Raw genomic sequence first — 20423 nt, 5'->3', positions numbered from 1 at the left:
CATGCCAATCGAACTGCTGCCGGAAACCCCTTCGCAGACCGCCGGCCCCTACGTGCACATCGGCCTGGCCCTGGAAGCGGCCGGCAACCCGACCCGCGACCAGGAAATCTGGAACCGCCTGGCCAAGCCGGACGCGCCGGGCGAGCACATCCTGCTGATCGGCCAGGTGTATGACGGTAACGGCCACCTGGTGCGCGACTCGTTCCTGGAAGTGTGGCAAGCCGATGCCAACGGCGAGTATCAGGATGCCTACAACCTGGAAAACGCCTTCAACAGCTTCGGCCGCACCGCCACCACCTTCGATGCCGGTGAGTGGACCCTGCACACGGTCAAGCCGGGCGTGGTGAACAACGCTGCGGGCGTGCCGATGGCGCCGCACATCAACATCAGCCTGTTCGCCCGGGGGATCAACATCCACCTGCATACGCGGCTGTATTTCGATGACGAGGCCGAGGCCAATGCCAAGTGCCCGGTGCTCAACCTGATCGAGCAGCCGCAGCGGCGCGAGACCCTGGTGGCCAAGCGTTGCGAGGTGGACGGGAAGACGGCGTATCGCTTCGATATCCGTATTCAGGGGGAAGGGGAGACGGTGTTCTTCGACTTCTGAGTGAAGCCTGGGGCCGCTTTGCGGCCCATCGCCGGCAAGCCGGCTCCCACACCGACCGCGCTGCCCTCAAGGCCTGTGCAATACCTGTGGGAGCTGGCTTGCCGGCGATGGGCTGCAAAGCAGCCCCGGCTATCTGAAGGTCAACGCCGAACCAGTAGCACCCCACTCTCCATATGGTGGGTATAGGGGAACTGGTCAAACAACGCACAACGCTCGATGCGGTGGGTGTCCTGCAACTGGGCAATGTTCGCTGCCAGCGTCTCCGGGTTGCACGAGATGTACAGGATCCGCTCGAAACGCCGGGTCAGCTCGCAGGTATCCGGGTCCATCCCCGCCCGTGGCGGGTCGACGAACACCGTACCGAACTCGTAGCTCTTCAGGTCGATGCCTTCCAGCCGACGGAACGGCCGCACCTCATTCAGCGCCTGGGTCAGCTCTTCTGCCGACAGGCGCACTAGCCGCACGTTATCCACAGCGTTCTCGTCGAGGTTGCTCAGCGCGGCGTTGACCGAGGTCTTGCTGACTTCCGTGGCCAGCACCTGGCGCACGCGGGTGGCCAGCGGCAGGGTGAAGTTGCCGTTGCCGCAGTACAGCTCCAGCAGGTCGTCGTCACGCTCGCCAATCGCCTCGAAGGCCCAACTCAGCATCTTCTGGTTCACCGCACCGTTGGGTTGGGTGAACGCGCCTTCCGGCTGGCGGTAGCTGAACACACGGCCAGCGACGTCGAGTTTTTCCACCGCGTAGTCACGGCCGATGACCAGTCGCTTGCCCTTGGAGCGGCCGATGATGCTCACGCCCAGCTCTTCGGCCAGCTGCCGTGCGGCCGTTTCCCAGGCCTCGTCCAGCGGGCGGTGGTAGCACAGGGTGACCATGGCATCGCCAGCCAGGGTGGTGAGGAACTCCACCTGGAACAGGCGGTTGCCCAGCTCCTCGCTGGCCTGCCAGGCCGCCTTCAGGCGCGGCATCAGTGCATTGATGCGCTGGCTGGCGATGGGGAAGTCGTCGATCAGGATCGCCTTGTGTTTCTCGCCCGGGGCGAACATGGCGTAGTGGCGCTGGCCATCCTCGCGCCACAGGCGGAATTCGGCGCGCAGGCGGTAATGCTCGCGCGGCGAGTCGAAAACAGCCGGCTCCGGCGCGCCGAACGGCGCCAGCAGCTCGCGCAGCCGGGCCACCTTGGCGTCCAGCTGCGTGGTGTAGGAGGAGGGGTCGAAAGCAGCACTCATGCGTTGAACCAGCCCAGCTTGATGACGAACAGGATGGAAAGGATCACCAGGGCCGGGTTCAGGTCGCGGTGGCGGCCGGAGATCAGCTTGACGGCGGTCCAGGAAATGAAGCCGAAGGCGATGCCGTTGGCGATCGAGTAGGTCAGCGGCATGGCCAGGGCGGTCACTACCACCGGTGCGGCTTCGGTGACGTCGTCCCAGTTTATTTCTGCCAGGCCCGAGGCCATCAGCACCGCGACGAACAGCAGCGCCGGGGCGGTGGCGAAGGCCGGCACGCTACCGGCCAGCGGGGCGAAGAACAGCGCCAGCAGGAACAGCACGGCGACCACGATGGCAGTCAGGCCGGTGCGGCCACCGGCGCTTACGCCCGCGGCGGATTCGATGTAGCTGGTGGTGGTCGAGGTGCCCAGCAGGGAGCCGGCCATGGCTGCGGTACTGTCGGCGATCAGGGCACGGCCCATCTTCGGCATGTGGCCGTCCTTGCCCATCAGCCCGGCGCGCTTGGCCACGCCGATCAGGGTGCCGGAGTTGTCGAACAGGTCGACGAACAGGAAGGCGAAGATCACGCTGACCAGGCCCACGTCCAGCGCGCCGGCAATGTCCAGCTGCAGGAAGGTCGGGGCCAGCGATGGCGGCATCGAGACCACGCCGCCGAAGGGTGTCACGCCCATCAGGATCGAGGCGATGGTCACGGCGAGAATACCGATCAGCACGGCGCCGCGCACTTTCAGCGACTCGAGGCCGACGATCAGGAAGAAGCCCAGGGTGGCGAGGATCGGTGCTGGCTGCTTGAGGTCGCCCAGGCCCACCAGGGTGGCCGGGTTATCGACGACGATGCCTGCGTTATGCAGCGCGATCAGCGCCAGGAACAGACCGATACCCGCGGCAATGGCCGAACGCAGCGGCAGCGGGATGCTGTTCACGATCCATTCGCGGATGCGGAAGATCGACAGCAGGAAGAACATCACCGCCGACAGGAACACCGCGCCCAGTGCCACCTGCCAGGTGTGGCCCATGTGCAGCACCACGGTGTAGGTGAAGAACGCGTTCAGGCCCATGCCCGGCGCCAGGGCGATCGGGTAGTTGGCGATCAGGCCCATGGTCACCGAGCCGATGGCTGCGGCCAGGCAGGTGGCGACGAAGATCGCGCCCTTGTCCATGCCGGTCTCGCCGAGGATGCTAGGGTTGACGAACAGGATGTAGGCCATGGCCAGGAAGGTGGTGACGCCCGCGAGAATCTCGGTGCGCACATTGGTGTTGTGTGCTTTTAGTTGAAACAGCCTTTCCAGCATGCCCGCTCCCCAAGGCGCCCCCGGCGCCATGAATGTATCGACCCCATCAGCAAAGCACAGACCGTACCGGTTGCCGTGGTTTTGTGTGGGGAGGAAAAAAGCCGCGCATCATACCAGCATGCTTGGCGGGGGCCTATGGCCGTTGGGGAATGGTAATTTTTTCCCTGTGCCGGCCTCTTCGCGGGTGAACCCGCTCCCACAGGTACTCCACCAGATCTGAAGGCAGCGCGGTCCTTGTGGGAGCGGGTTTACCCGCGAAAGGGCCGGTACAGGCTACAGATCAACCATTATGCAACCGGTCCCGCTTGGCCAGTGTCGGGAACAGTTTTATCCACACCCCAGTTACCAGCAAAGTGCCCACCCCACCCAGCACCACCGCTGGCACTGTGCCAAACCAGTGCGCGGTCACCCCCGATTCGAACTCGCCGAGCTGGTTCGAGGCACCAATGAACAAGCCGTTCACTGCACTCACCCGTCCGCGCATTTCATCCGGCGTCTCCAGCTGCACGAAGGCGCCACGGATGACCATGCTGATCATGTCCGCCGCGCCCAGTACCACCAGCACTGCCAGCGAAAACCAGAACGAGGTCGACAGGCCGAAGGCGATGGTCGCCACGCCGAACACGCCCACCGCCGTGAACATGGTCCGCCCCACGTTGCGCTCGAACGGGAAGCGCGCCAGCCACAGCGACATCAGCAACGCACCCACCGCTGGCGCCGAGCGCAGCAGGCCCAGGCCCAGCGGGCCGGTGAGCAGGATGTCCTTGGCGAACACCGGCAGCAGCGCGGTGGCCCCGCCCAGCAGTACGGCGAACAGGTCCAGCGAGATGGCGCCGAGGATGTCGGGCCGGCTGCGGATGAAGCGGATGCCGGCCAGCAGCGATTCGAGGCTGGCGCGCCCGCGCTGGGCCACCTGGCCGCGTGCCTGCAGGCTCAGGGTCAGCACGCAGGCGATGGCGTACAGGGCCACGGTGGGGCCGTATACCCAGATGCTGCCAAACGCATACAGGAAACCGCCCACCGCCGGCGCCACGATGGTTGCTGCCTGGGTAGCCGAGGCCGAAGCCGCCACCGCTCGCGGGAACAGCCCGGCCGGTACCACGTTGGGCAGCAGCGCCTGGGTCGCTGGCATTTCGAAGGAACGCGTGGCACCGAGCAGGAAGGCGAGGGCGAAGATCAGCTCGCGGGTGACGTTGTCGGTGGCACTGCCCAGCGCCAGTGCCAAGGCTATCAACCCCTGCAGGCTCTGGCACAGCGCAGCGACCTTGCGCCGGTCATAGCGGTCGGCGACATGCCCGGTGTGCAGCATGAACAGCACCCGTGGGGCGAACTCGACCAGGCCGACCAGGCCCAGGTCCAGCACATTGCCGGTCAACTGGTAGAGGTGCCAGCCGATGGCCACGGTGAGCATCTGGAAGCCGCTGGCGGTGAATACGCGGGCCAGCCAGAAGGCCAGGAAAGGGCGGTGGTGACGCAACAACTGCGGTGCGGAATCGGACATCGGAAACCAGGGGCCTCGGCGCAGTAGAGGGGGACGCAGCGTATCATCTGTTTGTAACAAACAGTTACTGTTTGCCGAGGTCGGCACTTTTTCACGCGCTGGGAAAGGGGGTGGGGCAACCGGTCACGCGGCAATCAACCACACGGCCCGGCGGCCCATTCAGGACTATGCTTCCTAGCAATCGTTGATCTGGATCAATCGTTCCAGATGTAACGATCGGGCCCTTGGGCTGAAATCCCTGCGATCGAACAGAACAATTCCAACGCGCCGCACTCGACTACCGTGGGGGCAGTGGGCGATTGGGCCAGCGGCCCGGACGCCGGATTATCTGAAGAGGAAGCACCATGTTCGGAATAGAGGCCTTAGAGCTCGCCCGAATGCAGTTTGCCTTTACCGTATCGTTCCATATCCTGTTCCCGGCCATCACCATTGGCCTGGCGAGTTACCTGGCAGTCCTCGAAGGGCTCTGGCTGCGGACCAACAACCAGGTCTACCGTGACCTTTATCACTTCTGGTCGAAAATCTTCGCCGTCAACTTCGGCATGGGCGTGGTTTCCGGCCTGGTCATGGCCTACCAGTTCGGTACCAACTGGAGCCGCTTCTCCGACTTCGCCGGCGCCATTACCGGCCCGTTGCTCACTTACGAGGTGCTGACCGCATTCTTCCTCGAGGCTGGCTTCCTGGGGGTCATGCTGTTTGGCTGGAACCGTGTCGGCCGTGGTCTGCACTTCTTTTCCACGGTGATGGTGGCGCTCGGCACCCTGGTCTCGACCTTCTGGATCCTTGCCTCCAACAGTTGGATGCAGACCCCGCAAGGCCACGAGATCATCGATGGCCGGGTGGTGCCGGTGGACTGGCTGGCGGTGGTATTCAACCCCTCGTTCCCTTACCGCCTGATGCACATGGCCACTGCCGCGTTCGTTGCCACCGCGTTCTTCGTCGGTGCCTCGGCGGCCTGGCACCTGCTGCGCGGGCGTGACAACCCGGCGGTGCGCAAGATGCTGTCGATGGCCATGTGGATGGCGCTGATCGTCGCCCCGATCCAGGCGGTGATCGGTGACTTCCATGGCCTCAACACGCTCAAGCACCAGCCGGTGAAAATCGCCGCGATCGAAGGCCACTGGGAGAACGTGCCCGGCGAGCCGACCCCGCTGATCTTGTTCGGCATCCCCGACATGCAGGCCGAAACCACCCGCTTCAAGCTTGAGATCCCGGCGCTCGGCAGCCTGATCCTGACCCACAGCCTGGACAAGCAGGTGCCGGCGATGAAGGAGTTCCCGCCCGAAGACCGGCCTAACTCGACCATCGTCTTCTGGTCGTTCCGGATCATGGTCGGGCTGGGCTTCCTGATGATCTTCGTTGGCCTGTGGAGCCTCTGGCTGCGCAAGCGCGGCACGCTTTACACCTCGCGGCCGTTCCTTTACCTGGCCTTGTGGATGGGCCCTTCCGGGTTGATCGCGTTGCTGGCCGGCTGGTTTACCACTGAAATCGGCCGTCAGCCCTGGGTTGTGTATGGCCTGATGCGCACGGCGGACGGCGTGTCCAACCACAGTTACGCCCAGCTCGGCTTCACCCTTGTGGCTTTCGTGGTGGTGTATTTCGCCCTGTTCGGCACCGGCCTTGGCTACATGATGCGCCTGGTGCGCAAAGGCCCGCAGACCGGTGAGGGTGACGAGCACAACCCGGGTGGCCCTGGCACCAAACGCACGCCGGCGCGGCCGCTGTCCGCCGCCGATGATGGCCATGAGGCCAATTCCGCCAGCCTGAGCAAGGAACACTGAGCCATGGGTATCGACCTTTCGCTGATCTGGGCCGTGATCATCATCTTCGGCGTCATGATGTATGTGGTGATGGATGGTTTCGACCTGGGCATCGGCATGCTCTTCCCGTTCGTCAAGGGCGAGCGGGACCGCGATGTAATGATGAACACCGTCGCCCCCGTATGGGACGGTAACGAAACCTGGCTGGTGCTGGGCGGTGCCGGGTTGTTCGGGGCGTTCCCGATGGCTTACTCGGTAGTGCTGGAGGCGCTGTACCTGCCGTTGATCCTGATGCTGATCGGCCTGATCTTCCGCGGCGTGGCCTTCGAGTTCCGTTTCAAGGCCACCGCCGACAAGCGCCATATCTGGGACAAGGCGTTCATTGGGGGCTCGCTGGTTGCCACTTTCTTCCAGGGCGTGGCGCTGGGTGCTTTCCTCGAAGGCTTCAAGGTGGTCGACCGGCATTTCGCCGGTGGCACCCTTGACTGGCTGACCCCGTTCAGCCTGTTCTGCGGGCTGGGGCTGATCGTTGCCTACACCCTGCTGGGCTGCACCTGGCTGATCATGAAGACCGAAGGGTCGCTGCAGCAGAAGATGCACGACATCGCCCGGCCGCTGGCGTTGGTGCTGCTGGTAGTGATCGGCATCGTCAGCCTGTGGACACCGATCGCCTACCCGCAGATCGCCGACCGCTGGTTCAGCATGCCTAACCTTGTCTGGTTCATGCCGGTGCCGATCCTGGTGCTGGTAACCTTCTACGGGTTGCTCAAGGCGGTGGCGCGCAATGCGCACTACACGCCGTTCCTGCTGACGTTGGTGCTGATCTTCCTCGGTTACAGCGGCCTGGGCATCAGCCTGTGGCCGAACATCATCCCGCCGTCGATCTCGATCTGGGATGCCGCGGCACCACCGCAGAGCCAGGGCTTCATGCTGGTGGGCACACTGTTCATCCTGCCGTTCATCCTCATGTATACCTTCTGGAGCTACTACGTGTTCCGCGGCAAGGTGACCCATGAAGACGGCTATCACTAGGAGGGCTGCATGATGACCGGCAAGCATGGCTTGGACGAGAAGAAACCACTGTGGCAGCGGCTGGGCTGGCTGCTGCTGATCTGGGCGATGAGCGTGGCGGCCCTGGGCGTGGCGGCCTACGTGATGCGCCTGTTCATGGGGGCTGCGGGGCTGACCACCCATTGAGGTAAGCCTGCTCTGGCCCTATCGCCGGCAAGCCAGCTCCCACAGGTAAGTCACTGCCCTTGAATGCAGTGCAGTACCTGTGGGAGCTGGCTTGCCGGCGATAGGGCCGGTACAGGCTTACTTGCGGGCTTTCAGGATAACGAACTTGGGCGTTGCCGCCACCTGCTCCACCCCCCGGAACAACCGCGCCAGCTTGCTGTGATAGCCCAGGTGGCGGTTACCCACGATATACAGCGCCCCGCCCACCACCAACGCCTCACGCGCCTGCTGGAACATGCGCCAGGCGAGGAAATCGCCCACCACCTGCTGCTGGTGAAACGGCGGATTGCACAGCACCACGTCCAGCGACTGCTTCTCTACCCCCGCCAACCCATCGGCTGCCTCGAACACCGCCGGGCGCTCGCCCAGCGCGGCCTGCCAGTTCTCCCGCGCCGATTGCACCGCCATGTACGACTCATCGACCAGGGTGTACTGGGCATCCGGGTTGGCCAGGGCGCTGGCTATCGCCAGCACGCCATTGCCGCAGCCCAGGTCGGCTACCCGCGCGCGGCCCAGTGCGCGGGGCAGGTGCGGCAGGAACGCCCGCGTGCCGATATCCAACCCCTCACGGCAGAACACGTTGGCGTGGTTGAGCAGCTCCAGCGCCGGCGCATCGAGGCGGTAGCGGCTAGGGTAGGGCGAACGGGCGACCGGCCGTTCGGCCACCGTCGCGGTCAGCAAGCGGGCCTTTTTATGCGCCAGCGAGGCCTGCACCGGGCCGATGTATTTCTCCATCAGGTCACCGGCTGCCCGTGGCAGGTGCTTGATCATCGCCCCGGCAGTCACCTGCGCACCAGGCGCCAGGTGGCCCTGCAGGCGGATCAGCTGTTCTTCGAGCAGGGCCAGGGTCTTGGGCACGCGCACCAGTACCCGATCGAACGGGCCTTGCCAGTGTTCGCTGGCCGGCACGAACGGCACGCTGTCGAATGGCAGGCCATTGCGTGCCAGGTTCTTTTCCAGGGCCAGGTGCGCCAGGTGCGAATCGCCACTGCTGACCACCTGCAGCTTGCCTGCCAGGCTGGCGGCCAGGGCGCCGAAGCTGTCATTGAGCACCAGCACCCGGCAGTCGGCCCCTGGAGCCTGTTCGTGCAGTTGCGCAAGCAGGTACTCGTCGGCGGCATCGAAAGCCTGCAGCGGGTCGTTGGCCTGTTCCGGCTGGCGGATCAGGTCGAGTTCGGCGTATGGGGTGGTCAACAGGGGCATGGCGTCTGGCTCGGGTACGAAACTGCCCGTTGCGGTTCGCACCGGGCTTTGCCGGGCGATTCTACAGGGCTTTGCCCAAGGTCGCAGGTTTGAAGGTCAGATCCAGCCACGCATGACGGCGATGGCGATGGCGGCGGCCTTGTTGGCGGCGTTGGTCTTGGTGATGACACTGCGGATATGGAAGTTTACCGTGCTTTGCGACAGTGACAGGATGCAGGCAACGTCGGCGGCGGTCTTGCCGGCGGCCGACCATTTCAGCACTTCCAGCTCCCGCTCGCTCATTTTCGGCTGCGGCGGGCATAGTGCAGTGAGGTGATGTGCGCTGATCACCTCATGCAGTTTGTGGCTCAGCCACTGCACACTGCCGGCCTTTCTGTAGAGTTCGACAATACTGATGGGCTTGGTGGACCTGGCCACGCTTATCTGGCTTTCGTTGTGCTGCTGGTCGTGCAATGACTGCGTCCAGCCATGGCGCAAACCGCTCTGGCAGGCAGCTTCACGAAATTGCGGAGCCTCGCGATACAGGTCATCGGTCCATAGCACAGGCATGGTGGATTTGTGGCTCAAATCGGCAGCCGGGTCCTGCTTGTGCAGGTCATCGCGCTGGTAGCGCTCGATCCATTCACGGGGGTAATTGCTGTACATGAACAGGTGGGGTGTTTGCGTAGCGATCTGGATGCGAATGTTCAGCCCCAGGTACTCCATGCCCAGATCCTGCGCCATATCCACGGCCATGCCGAACAACTTCTGTGGGCAGCGTTCGGCGTCGAACGCTCGAAGATACTCGGGTTTCCAGTGGCGCATCTGAAATACTCCTTGAGCCTCAGGTCCAGTCCGTTTGGGTGCCCGCATGATTGTAGGAAAAGACCTACCAATGTGCTGAGATTTTTTTGTTATAGCGGTCAGGATCCGATGCGACTTCGGCAGGATCGCCGCAGATGAGGCCCTACAAAGCAGTGGTTTTTATCCGCGCCACTTTGCGCGACACTGTGCGCACGCCAAACCTGGAGCCCGATATGACCGCTAGCGCCGAAAAGTTCACCCGCCAGACCCTGCTCGATGTTCAGCCGCTCACGCCGAACCTCTTCAGCCTGCGGGTTACGCGCGATGCGGGATTCCGCTTCCGTTCCGGCCAGTTTGCCCGCCTGGGTGTGACCAAGGCCGATGGCAGCGTGGTGTGGCGCGCCTATTCCATGGTCAGCGCGCCCCATGACGAGCACCTCGATTTTTTCTCGATCGTGGTGCCAGGAGGGGAGTTCACCAGCGAGCTGAGCCGGCTGGGGGCAGGCGATACCCTGCTGATCGACCGCCAGGCCTTCGGCTTCCTGACTCTCGACCGCTTCGTTGGTGGCCGCGACCTGTGGTTGCTGGCGACCGGCACTGGCATTGCGCCATTCATGTCGATCCTGCAGGACTTCGAGGCCTGGGAGCGTTTCGACAACATCAAGCTGGTCTACTCGGTGCGTGAAGCGAAAGAGCTGGCCTATGTGGACGAGATCGCCGGGCTGGAACAGCGTGATTACCTGGCCGAATTCGCCGGCAAGTTGCAGTTCATTCCGGTGGTGACTCGTGAACAGCACCCAGGGGCATTGAACCAGCGTATTACCACGCTGATCGAGAATGGCGGGCTGGAGGCGGCGGCGGGGCTGGAACTGTCGCCGGAGCACTCGCGGGTGATGCTGTGTGGCAACCCGGAGATGATTGATGAAACGCGCAAGGTACTTAAGGCGCGCGACCTGCAGTTGAGCCTGAGCAAGCGGCCGGGGCAGGTGGCTGTGGAAAACTACTGGTAAGGCCGTTGGGGCCGCTTTGCGGCCCATCGCGACACAAGGCCACAGGTACAGCGGTGATTTCGAAATTGTCGCTGTATCTGTGGGAGCGGCCTTGTGTCGCGAAAGGGCTGCAAAGCAGCCCCAGCAATTTCACTGTTGCGCATCAATCCTGGGGCCGCGTTGCGGCCCTTTCGCGACACAAGGCCGCTCCCACAGCGTTCCCTATACAGCCTCAGGGCAAGCGGTTCTGGTTCTGCGTCTTGAGCAAATCGCGAATCTCGGTCAGCAAGGTCTCTTCAGCCGAAGGCACTGGCGGCGTAGACGGCGCCACGGCTTCTTCGCGCTTCAAGCGGTTGATCGCCTTGACCCCCATGAAGATGGCAAAGGCCACGATCACGAAGTCGATCACGGTCTGGATGAACTTGCCATACGCCAGCACCACCGCCGGAATGTCACCTTCGGCAGCCTTCAGGGTAATTGCCAGGTCGCTGAAGTCCACGCCACCGATCAACAGGCCTAGTGGCGGCATGACCACGTCACCGACGAAAGACGAGACGATCTTGCCGAAGGCCGCGCCAATGATGATACCGACCGCCATGTCGACGACATTGCCTTTGACCGCGAAGGCCTTGAACTCACTGATCATGCCCATGTTTGGTTCCTTGTAACAAAAGGTAAGGTTTACGCAGTGTAAGCCACTCAAACGCTTCATGCGTTGTGCTCAGGGCCAGAGACTGCTGTTAGAACGAATAGTTTTGTCGCATCCCAAGGCGTTCGAGGCACATCCAGCTCGGCTATCATGGCGGTTTTTCCCAGGAGACCCCAGCCATGGCCAAGGCCAAGCGCTTGTACGGCTGCACCGAGTGCGGTGCGACCTTTCCCAAATGGGCCGGCCAGTGTGGCGAATGCGGGGCCTGGAACACCCTGGTCGAGACCATGATCGAAAGCGGCGGTGCCGCTGCGCCCAGTAGCGGCCGTGCCGGCTGGACCGGTCAGCAGGCGCAGATCAAGACCCTGGCCGAAGTCAGCGTCGAGGAAATCCCGCGTTTCACCACCAGCAGCACCGAACTGGACCGCGTGCTGGGCGGTGGCCTGGTGGATGGCTCGGTGGTGTTGATCGGTGGTGACCCTGGCATCGGCAAGTCGACCATCCTGCTGCAGACCTTGTGCAACATTGCCGTGGGCATGCCGGCGCTGTATGTCACCGGCGAGGAGTCGCAGCAGCAGGTGGCCATGCGCTCCCGGCGCCTGGGCCTGCCCCAGGACCAGCTCAAGGTGATGACCGAAACCTGTATCGAGACCATCATCGCCACGGCCCGTGTCGAGAAACCGCGAGTCATGGTAATCGACTCGATCCAGACCATTTTCACCGAGCAACTGCAGTCGGCACCCGGCGGCGTGGCCCAGGTGCGCGAAAGCACTGCGTTACTGGTGCGCTACGCCAAGCAGAGCGGCACGGCGATCTTCCTGGTCGGCCATGTGACCAAGGAAGGCTCGCTCGCCGGCCCGAGGGTACTCGAGCACATGGTCGATACCGTGCTGTATTTCGAAGGCGAGTCCGATGGCCGCCTGCGTCTGCTGCGGGCGGTGAAGAACCGTTTTGGCGCGGTCAACGAGCTGGGTGTGTTCGGCATGACCGACCGTGGCCTGAAGGAGGTGTCCAATCCCTCGGCGATCTTCCTCAACCGCACCCAGGAGGAAGTACCGGGCAGCGTGGTGATGGCGACCTGGGAGGGCACTCGGCCGATGCTGGTAGAGGTGCAGGCGCTGGTCGACGATAGCCACCTGGCCAACCCACGGCGGGTGACCCTGGGCCTGGACCAGAACCGCCTGGCCATGTTGCTGGCGGTGCTGCACCGCCACGGTGGTATTCCCACCCATGACCAGGACGTGTTCCTGAACGTGGTGGGCGGGGTGAAGGTGCTGGAAACCGCCTCGGACCTGGCGTTGCTGGCGGCGGTGATGTCCAGCCTGCGCAACCGTCCCCTGGCCCATGGCCTGCTGGTGTTTGGCGAGATCGGCCTGTCCGGCGAGGTGCGGCCGGTGCCCAGTGGCCAGGAGCGTTTGAAGGAAGCCGCCAAGCATGGATTCAAGCGAGCCATCGTGCCCAAGGGTAATGCGCCTAAAGAGGCTCCGGCAGGGTTGCAAGTGATTGCCGTTACCCGGCTGGAGCAGGCCCTGGATGCGCTGTTCGAGTAATTCGTGGCCTGTACCGGCCTCTTCGCGGGTAAACCCGCTCCCACAGGTACCGCATCAGCTTCGGGATTGCGCAAACCCTGTGGGAGCGGGTTTACCCGCGATAGGGCCGGCACAGGCAAAACGAAAAAGGGGCCGACGATGCGCGTCGGCCCCCCCACCTCACCGCTCAGTCAGCAGTCAATGCTCGGCAACCGCACTGCGCCTGACCGTTTCATTGCCATGCTCGTCCAGTTCCAGCATCGGCACTTCATTACCCTCGGCATCGAACAGCTTGCCATCCTTGAAGTAGTCGCCATCACGCAGCGCTGAAATGTCCGAGTACTGGATGGTGCGCTCGTACGCGGCGGCAAACACCGACTGCTGATCCGAGTTGCCGGCGGTGAAGTGGTTGAAGATCAGGTTCAGCAGGATGGCCATGATCGCCGCCGAGCTGATGCCCGAATGGAAGATGGTCTCGAACCAGTTCGGGAAGTGGTGGTAGAAGGTCGGTGCGGCAATCGGGATCATGCCGAAGCCCAGCGAGGCAGCGACGATGATCAGGTTGACGTTGTTCTTGTAGCTGACCTTGGACAGGGTGCGGATACCGCTGGCCGCCACGGTGCCGAACAGCACGATGCCCGCGCCACCCAGTACCGGAGTAGGGACTGCGGCAATCACCCGGCCCATGATCGGCAGCAGGCCGAGCACCACCAGGATCACGCCGCCGGTAGCCACAACGTAGCGGCTCTTGACCCCGGTCACGGCTACCAGGCCGACGTTCTGGGCGAACGCGCTCTGGGTGAACGAGCCGAAGATCGGTGCCAGGATGCTCGATGCCATGTCGGCGCGCAGGCCATTGCCCAGGCGCTTGGAGTCGACCTTGGTATCGATGATCTCACCCACGGCGAGGATGTCCGCCGAGGTTTCCACCAGCGTCACCATGATCACGATGCACATCGAAAGGATCGCGGCGATGTGGAATTCCGGCATGCCGAAATGGAACGGCGTAGGGAAGGCAAACATCGGGCCCTCGGTGACCTTGCTGAAGTCGGCCATGCCCAGCGCCCAGGCGATCAGTGTGCCGACCACCATGGCCAGCAGGATCGACAGGCGCGAGATCGCCGCGCTGCCCAGCTTGCTCAGCAACAGCACGATGGCGAAGGTCAGGGCTGCCAGGCCGATGTTGGCCACGCTGCCGAATTCCGGTGAGGCGCTGTTGCCACCCATCACCCAGCGAGCGGCCACGGGCATCAGGGTCAGGCCGATGGTGGTGATGACGATGCCGGTTACCAGCGGTGGGAAGAACTTGGTGATGCGCGAGAACACCGGAGTGATCAGAAAGCCGATAAGCGACGCTGCCATTACCGCGCCGAGCACGCCCGGCAAGCCACCGCCGCCCTCGCTGCTGAGGATTGCACCCATGGTTGCCACACCGGCGAACGAAACGCCCTGCACCAGCGGCAACTGGCAGCCGAAGAACGGCAGGCCAAGGGTTTGCAGCAGGGTGGCCAAGCCACCGGCAAACAGCGACGCGGCGATCAGCATGCCGATTTCGGCGCCGTTCAGGCCCGCGGCCTGCCCCAGGATCAGGGGTACCGCGACGATCCCCCCGTACATGGTCAGCACATGCTGCAGACCATAGGCCAGGTTGGCACCAAGGCCGAGGTTTTCATCCTCGGGGCGCTTGGTGGGAGACGTGCTAGGGGACGTAGTCATGGAGCAGGCTCTCTGTTTATTGTTGTGGCGCTACTGTAGACACTTCCTACAAATGATTGCCACTAAAATTGTATACAATATTTTGATCGGAGCGCGCACAGGAGCGCCCGCAAGGTGTGCGAGGACCCAATGCAGAAGGCGTACCAACACTACAGAGGCTGTGCTAGAGGGGTGTGTACAAAACGCTGCTACCCAGGCTTAAAGCTGTCTGGGTAGACAAGAAACACGAGGTGGGGAAGCTATTAGCTAGCTAAGAGATTTTATTATTCGATGAGTTCGCGCAGCTCACGCATCATTTCGGTGCTATCGGCGAGGTTCAATTCCACAAGACGGTGCAAATGACTCATCGAATCGACGTCTATATACAGGCAGATAAAGCCCAGGCGGGTAGCTTCTTCATGGCGCAACTCCACCTGCATTTGCACGCGCACATCGCGGTCGAGATGGATTATCGCATCGAAGTCTTGGGTCAGATCGGCGTCCCACGGTTCGGGGCGATTGACCAGAAGGCCTTTTAACGACAGATCCAGCAGCTTTACCGGCCAGCGGCGGTCGCCCTGGCGCAGCTCGGTGGGGGCATCGAAATCGATGCGCTGGAAACGGCGGCGTTCGTCGTGATCGCTCATGGGGTAGATCCTCGCATGGGTCTTCAGGTGACATCCTGACTATAGTTAGAGTGGTATGTACATCAGGTACCGCAATCTGGCTGCAGAGGCTCTAGACCAAAGCAAGTGTGGCAATGCGCGATGACTCGCCCTAGACTCGGTGGGCGGTCTTTTCCAATCCACCAGCTGGAAGCAAACCATGAACAACAATAATAGCCTGCTACGCCACATTCCGTGGCTGGCGCTGGCAGTCATAGGAGCCTGTGCGCTGGGTGTGGTTGCCCTGCGTCGCGGCGAGGCGATCAATGCCTTGTGGATCGTGGTCGCGGCAGTGGCCCTCTACCTGGTCGCCTATCGCTACTACAGCCTGTTCATCGCCACCAAGGTGATGCAACTCGACCCACGCCGTGCCACCCCGGCGGTGCTCAACAACGACGGCCTGGACTACGTCCCGACCAACAAACACATCCTCTTCGGCCACCACTTCGCCGCCATCGCTGGCGCAGGGCCCTTGGTCGGCCCGGTACTCGCCGCGCAAATGGGCTACCTGCCCGGTACGCTGTGGCTGATAGCCGGCGTGGTGCTGGCCGGTGCGGTGCAGGACTTCATGGTCCTGTTCCTGTCCACCCGCCGCAACGGCCGCTCGCTGGGCGACATGGTGCGTGAGGAGATGGGCCGCATCCCGGGTACCATCGCCCTGTTCGGCTGCTTCCTGATCATGATCATCATCCTTGCGGTGCTGGCGCTGATCGTGGTCAAGGCCCTGGCCGAAAGCCCCTGGGGCATGTTCACGGTGATGGCGACAATCCCGATCGCGATGTTCATGGGCATCTACATGCGCTACATCCGCCCGGGCCATATCGGTGAGATTTCGGTCATCGGCGTGGTGCTGCTGCTGGCTTCGATCTGGCTGGGGGGCCAGATCGCTGCAGATCCGACCTGGGGCCCGGCGTTCACCTTCACCGGCGTGCAGATCACCTGGATGCTGGTGGGCTATGGCTTCGTCGCTGCGGTACTGCCGGTATGGCTGGTACTGGCGCCACGTGACTACCTCTCGACCTTCCTCAAGATCGGCACCATCGTCGGCCTGGCCATCGGTATCCTGATCATTGCCCCCGAGCTGAAGATGCCGGCGCTGACCCAGTTCACCGACGGCACCGGCCCTGTGTGGAAGGGCACCCTGTTCCCGTTCCTGTTCATCACCATCGCCTGTGGCGCGGTATCCGGCTTCCACGCGCTGATCTCCTCGGGGACCACGCCGAAGCTGCTGGACAACGAAACCAACGCCCGCTACATCGGCTACGGCGGCATGCTGATGGAATCGTTCGTTGCCATCATGGCCATGGTCGCCGCCTCGGTGATCGAACCAGGCGTGTACTTCGCCATGAACAGCCCGGCCGCGGTGGTCGGTGCCGATGTGGCGTCTGTGGCGCAAACGGTCAGCAGCTGGGGCTTCCTGATCACCCCTGAGCAGCTCGAGGCTACCGCCCGCGACATTGGCGAGCACACCATCCTGGCCCGTGCCGGTGGTGCACCGACCCTTGCGGTGGGTATTGCGCAGATCCTGCACCAGGTGCTGCCGGGTGAAAACACCATGGCCTTCTGGTACCACTTCGCGATCCTGTTCGAGGCGCTGTTCATCCTCACCGCGGTAGACGCCGGCACCCGTGCCGGGCGCTTCATGCTGCAGGACCTGCTGGGCAGCTTCGTGCCAGCGCTCAAGCGCACCGAATCGTGGACTGCCAACCTGATCGGTACCGCCGGCTGCGTGGCCCTGTGGGGCTACCTGCTGTACCAGGGCGTGATCGACCCGCTGGGTGGCATCAATACCCTGTGGCCGCTGTTCGGCATCTCCAACCAGATGCTGGCCGGTATCGCCCTGATGCTCGGCACCGTGGTGCTGATCAAGATGAAGCGCCAGCGCTACGTCTGGGTCACCCTGCTGCCGGCCGTGTGGCTGCTGATCTGCACCACCACCGCAGGCCTGATCAAGCTGTTCGACCCGAACCCGGCAGTCGGCTTCCTGGCCCTGGCCAAGAAGTACAGCACCGCACTGGACGCCGGCCAGGTACTGGCCCCGGCCAAGGATATCGGGCAGATGCAGCACGTGATCTTCAACGCCTACACCAACGCCGGCCTGACCGTGCTGTTCCTGGTGGTGGTGTTCAGCGTGCTGTTCTTCGCTGTCAAGGTCGGTTTCGCCGCCCTCGGCCGCAAGGAGCGCACCGACAAGGAAACCCCGTTCCAGGCCCTGCCTGACGCTTGAGAGGACTGCTGCGATGTTCAACGACCTGGGTCGACTGGGTAAATACCTGGGGCAGGCAGCCCGCCTGATGGTCGGCATGCCCGACTACGACAACTATGTCGAGCACATGCAGAAGACGCACCCGGACAAGCCGGTCATGACGTACGAGGAGTTCTTCCGCGAACGGCAGGAAGCTCGATACGGTGGCAAGTCCGGGCCGAAGTGCTGCTAAGTCCAGGCTAGCGCGGTACTGTGTAGGAGCGGCCTTGTGTCGCGATCGGGCCGCAACGCGGCCCCGGCAATTTTGGCTGCGAAGCTGAAAATCCGGGGCCGCGTTGCGGCCCGATCGCGACACAAGGCCGCTCCTACAGGAATCGCGCTCCCCCCGTCCATTTCACTGCACAGGAGATGTTCTGCGTGCAGACGCCTATTCCCGTAACCGTACTCACTGGCTTCCTCGGTGCCGGCAAGACCACCTTGCTCAAGCACATGCTCAAGGCCGAGCACGGCCTGAAGATCGCCGTGATCGAAAACGAGTTCAGCGAGGCCGGCATCGACAGCCAACTGCTGGGCGACGAGCCGGTGCAGGTGATGACCCTGGCCAATGGCTGCGTGTGCTGCAGCATCCACGGCGACCTGACCCGTGCCTTGTACCTGCTGCTCGAACGCCTGGATGCCGGCGAAATCGCCTTCGACCGCCTGGTAATCGAATGCACCGGCCTGGCCGACCCGGCGCCGGTGGCACAAACCTTCTTCATCGACGAGGAACTGCGTGAGCGCTACATCCTCGACGGCATCATCACCCTGGTCGACGCCGCCCACGCCGAGCTGCACCTGACCCAGACCATCGCCCAGGCCCAGGTCGGCTTTGCCGATCGCTTGCTGCTGAGCAAGACCGACCTGGTCGAGCCCGCTGCAGTCGAGGCCCTGCGCGAGCGCCTGGCCCGCATCAATGGCCGAGCCGCGGCCCGCGTGGTCGAGCATGGTCGCATCGACCTGGCCGAGCTGCTTGATGTGCGTGGTTTCAACCTCAACCCTGATCTGGGCGCGAACCTGAAGCCAGCGCTACGCCCGCTGCTCAAGCCCGCTACGCCGGACCGGATCTCCACCTTGGTGCTGCGCACGGAAAGCCCGCTGGACATCGACCGCCTCAGCGACTTCATGAACGAACTGCTGGAAACCCACGGCAAGCAGTTGCTGCGCTACAAGGGCGTGCTGAACATTGCCGGTGAGGCGCGCAAGCTGGTGTTCCAGGGTGTGCTCAAGCTCTACGGTTTCGACTGGGACGCCGAGTGGGCCGAGGGTGAAACCCGCGAGAGCGTGATGGTGTTCATCGCAGACGAACTGCCCGAAGCTACGATTCGGGCTGGGTTCGAGGCGCTGGCTGCGGGCTGAGCCGGCGTGGGGTCTGGGGCGCGAACCACTGCGGCCATGAGCTGCGGTGGCGTGTTTCGACCTCGATGCACGGGATCAGGCGCTCGGTCAGCAGCGCCGTCTGCCGCACCGCCTTGGCGGTGCGGTACTTGACGCTGTGGATGCACTCGCGGTCGCCGAACTCGCAGCGGTTCAGCGAGGTGCCACCGCAGGGGCCATTGGCCAGGCCCTTGGGGCAGGTTTCCGGGCAGACGTACAGGGTGTCGTCCAGGCGGCAGCGGCCGCAGGTGTCACAGCCTACCAGCGGTTTCTTCACCGCGTGTTCCACCTTGTGCAGCACCTGCGCGCCAAGGCGGGTGGCCCACATCGGCTGGCGTACGGCCCAGCCAAATGCCTTGCTCAGGCCATTGCGGCGGCTGAACAGCAGCGAATGCATGCCATGCATCAGGTGATAGCGCGCTTTCTCCTTGAACGAGGCATCGACCCGTGATTCGCCCAGGCGCCAGCTTGCCTGCGGCGGATTGAAGCTGACTGCCGGCAGGCCGGGCATCTGCCAGCTGGCCTGCCAGGCCGGCGCCCATTGTTCCAGCGTGTGGACTTGCGCCTGCCAGTGCTCGATGCGTGCCTCCAGGGCCAGCAGTTGCTTGAGTTCATGAACCCCCGACAGATGCACGCCGGCGTAGCCCATCAGCTTCACGCCGATGATCTGCAAGGCAAGCCGGTCGACGCTGCGCGCCTGGGCAAAGGCCTTGGACTGCGCCGCTTCCGCTTCCAGCATGTCGCGCATGGACGGCGTGACGGTCACGCCGGCCACGTGCTCGAGCATCGTCGCACGCCCGTGGGTGAGGCTCATCAGGCAGGCCAGCATCGGCCTGGGCGTGGCTTGGCGGCTCATCCAGTGCATGGCTTCCTGGTGTTTGCCGGCATCGAAACCCAGTTGCAGGGTGAAGAAGTCGGCACCCGCCGCCAGTTTTTTCTCGGCCTTGAAGTATTGGGCGCCGCCTTCTTCCTCACAGTACTTGAACGGGTTTAGCGCAGCGCCAAGCAGCCAGTGCGGGCAGGCCAGGCGGGCGATCTGCAGGGCTGCGACCGATTCCAGGTAGCGCACCGGGCGCTGGCCAGGCTGGTGGCCGGGCAGGCGGTCGCCGGTGAGCAACAGCAACTGGTCGAGGCCGGCGGCGTCCATGCGTTGCAGTTGGGCGAGCAGGTGGTGGCGTTCGCGGTCTTTGCCGGAGAAGTGCGGCAGGGCGGGTACCGGCTTGCTGAACGAGGCGAGGGCGTCCAGTGGTGACATGTCCAGCGGGCTGCCGACGCGGTCGCCGATGGCCACGGTCATTGGCCAGCCGCAGAGGTGCGCACGGGCCAGGATCTCGTCCATGGCGGCGAAGCGTTCTGCGGAGGGCTTGGGGACGAACTCCATGACGCAGACGAAGGTGTTTTCGCGCAGCGCGGTTTTCAGCAGGCTCATGGGGCCGGGTACCTGGTTTGGTCAGGATGGCATTGTGCGGCAGAAGGCGGGTGGGGTCATGTCCGGATGCGCAGGGTGATGCTCTGAATGAGACATTCGGGTTTGTCTGTGCCGGCCCTTTCGCGGCTAAAGCCGCTCCTACAGGTACCGCGCCAGCCTGAAGAGTATGCGATCCCTGTGGGAGCGGCTTTAGCCGCGAAAGGGCCGGCACAGACAAACCCGAATGTCTCATTCAGAGCA

General features: G+C 63.5%; 18 protein-coding genes. 9 read left to right on the top strand and 9 right to left on the bottom strand.

Features of this window, described 5'->3' with window-relative positions; genetic code table 11:
- The first annotated feature begins 1 nt into the window (after nt 1).
- The gene (gene pcaG, locus J5M58_RS20380) at nt 2–607 is read left to right on the top strand and encodes a protocatechuate 3,4-dioxygenase subunit alpha (protein ID WP_015271805.1); all 606 of its coding nucleotides are present in this window, start codon (nt 2–4) and stop codon (nt 605–607) included.
- A 140-nt stretch (nt 608–747) separates the two neighbouring features.
- On the opposite strand, the gene trmA is transcribed toward pcaG, so the two are convergent.
- From trmA to J5M58_RS20365, 3 genes are all read right to left on the bottom strand, one after another.
- Nucleotides 748–1833: a tRNA (uridine(54)-C5)-methyltransferase TrmA gene (gene trmA / locus J5M58_RS20375; protein WP_207879373.1), complete on the bottom strand. Its 1086-nt coding sequence runs from the start codon at nt 1831–1833 to the stop codon at nt 748–750.
- Nucleotides 1830–3125: an NCS2 family permease gene (locus tag J5M58_RS20370; protein WP_015271803.1), complete on the bottom strand. Its 1296-nt coding sequence runs from the start codon at nt 3123–3125 to the stop codon at nt 1830–1832. The genes trmA and J5M58_RS20370 overlap by 4 nt, the downstream gene beginning before the upstream one ends.
- Nucleotides 3126–3405: 280 nt before the next feature.
- Nucleotides 3406–4626 (bottom strand): MFS transporter, encoded by a 1221-nt coding sequence (locus J5M58_RS20365; RefSeq protein ID WP_207879371.1) that lies wholly within the window; start codon nt 4624–4626, stop codon nt 3406–3408.
- A 344-nt stretch (nt 4627–4970) separates the two neighbouring features.
- Here J5M58_RS20365 and J5M58_RS20360 point away from each other — a divergent pair, with 344 nt between their 5' ends.
- Genes J5M58_RS20360 through J5M58_RS20350 form a run of 3 tightly spaced genes read left to right on the top strand, consistent with a single transcriptional unit; the run spans nt 4971 to nt 7583 of the window.
- On the top strand, nt 4971–6407 hold the full coding sequence (locus tag J5M58_RS20360; protein ID WP_112250130.1) for a cytochrome ubiquinol oxidase subunit I: 1437 nt from the start codon (nt 4971–4973) through the stop codon (nt 6405–6407).
- A 3-nt stretch (nt 6408–6410) separates the two neighbouring features.
- Nucleotides 6411–7418, top strand: coding sequence for a cytochrome d ubiquinol oxidase subunit II (gene cydB / locus J5M58_RS20355; RefSeq protein ID WP_207879370.1), 1008 nt, complete (start codon nt 6411–6413; stop codon nt 7416–7418).
- Nucleotides 7419–7427: 9 nt separating this feature from the next.
- A complete protein-coding gene (locus J5M58_RS20350) occupies nt 7428–7583 on the top strand; it encodes a DUF2474 domain-containing protein (protein ID WP_008094148.1) in 156 nt (51 codons plus the stop codon).
- Between the two features lie 117 nt (nt 7584–7700).
- On the opposite strand, the gene J5M58_RS20345 is transcribed toward J5M58_RS20350, so the two are convergent.
- Both J5M58_RS20345 and J5M58_RS20340 read right to left on the bottom strand, forming a co-directional pair.
- Nucleotides 7701–8825, bottom strand: a complete 1125-nt coding sequence (locus J5M58_RS20345) for a methyltransferase (RefSeq protein ID WP_207879369.1) — start codon at nt 8823–8825, stop codon at nt 7701–7703.
- 96 nt (nt 8826–8921) lie between these two features.
- Entirely contained in the window at nt 8922–9629 is a 708-nt protein-coding gene (locus J5M58_RS20340) for an autoinducer binding domain-containing protein (RefSeq protein WP_112250136.1), read from the bottom strand.
- A gap of 212 nt (nt 9630–9841) precedes the next feature.
- Here J5M58_RS20340 and J5M58_RS20335 point away from each other — a divergent pair, with 212 nt between their 5' ends.
- Nucleotides 9842–10618 (top strand): ferredoxin--NADP reductase, encoded by a 777-nt coding sequence (locus J5M58_RS20335; protein WP_207879368.1) that lies wholly within the window; start codon nt 9842–9844, stop codon nt 10616–10618.
- Between the two features lie 211 nt (nt 10619–10829).
- On the opposite strand, the gene mscL is transcribed toward J5M58_RS20335, so the two are convergent.
- The gene (gene mscL / locus J5M58_RS20330) at nt 10830–11249 is read right to left on the bottom strand and encodes a large-conductance mechanosensitive channel protein MscL (RefSeq protein ID WP_112250138.1); all 420 of its coding nucleotides are present in this window, start codon (nt 11247–11249) and stop codon (nt 10830–10832) included.
- Between the two features lie 176 nt (nt 11250–11425).
- On the opposite strand from mscL, the gene radA reads away from it, so the two are divergent.
- On the top strand, nt 11426–12796 hold the full coding sequence (radA, locus tag J5M58_RS20325) for a DNA repair protein RadA (protein WP_003251626.1): 1371 nt from the start codon (nt 11426–11428) through the stop codon (nt 12794–12796).
- Nucleotides 12797–12973: 177 nt separating this feature from the next.
- On the opposite strand, the gene J5M58_RS20320 is transcribed toward radA, so the two are convergent.
- Nucleotides 12974–14491 (bottom strand): nucleobase:cation symporter-2 family protein, encoded by a 1518-nt coding sequence (locus J5M58_RS20320; RefSeq protein WP_207879367.1) that lies wholly within the window; start codon nt 14489–14491, stop codon nt 12974–12976.
- A 263-nt stretch (nt 14492–14754) separates the two neighbouring features.
- Nucleotides 14755–15117, bottom strand: coding sequence for a PilZ domain-containing protein (locus J5M58_RS20315; RefSeq protein ID WP_207879366.1), 363 nt, complete (start codon nt 15115–15117; stop codon nt 14755–14757).
- Nucleotides 15118–15295: 178 nt separating this feature from the next.
- Here J5M58_RS20315 and J5M58_RS20310 point away from each other — a divergent pair, with 178 nt between their 5' ends.
- From J5M58_RS20310 to yjiA, 3 genes are all read left to right on the top strand, one after another.
- Nucleotides 15296–17362, top strand: a complete 2067-nt coding sequence (locus tag J5M58_RS20310) for a carbon starvation CstA family protein (protein WP_207879361.1) — start codon at nt 15296–15298, stop codon at nt 17360–17362.
- Nucleotides 17363–17375: 13 nt separating this feature from the next.
- Nucleotides 17376–17573: a YbdD/YjiX family protein gene (locus J5M58_RS20305; RefSeq protein ID WP_016713459.1), complete on the top strand. Its 198-nt coding sequence runs from the start codon at nt 17376–17378 to the stop codon at nt 17571–17573.
- Between the two features lie 185 nt (nt 17574–17758).
- Nucleotides 17759–18736 (top strand): GTPase, encoded by a 978-nt coding sequence (yjiA, locus tag J5M58_RS20300; protein WP_207879359.1) that lies wholly within the window; start codon nt 17759–17761, stop codon nt 18734–18736.
- Here yjiA and J5M58_RS20295 read toward each other — a convergent pair.
- Nucleotides 18696–20183 carry a methylenetetrahydrofolate reductase C-terminal domain-containing protein gene (locus tag J5M58_RS20295; protein ID WP_112250145.1) on the bottom strand — a complete coding sequence of 496 codons (1488 nt, stop codon included), beginning with the start codon at nt 20181–20183 and terminating at the stop codon, nt 18696–18698. The genes yjiA and J5M58_RS20295 overlap by 41 nt on opposite strands.
- Between the last annotated feature and the right edge of the window lie 240 nt (nt 20184–20423).

Origin of the sequence: Pseudomonas sp. 32_A (assembly GCF_017490905.1) — a bacterium.
Lineage (GTDB): Bacteria > Pseudomonadota > Gammaproteobacteria > Pseudomonadales > Pseudomonadaceae > Aquipseudomonas > Aquipseudomonas inefficax.
This window is presented reverse-complemented; position numbering and strand designations above follow the sequence as displayed.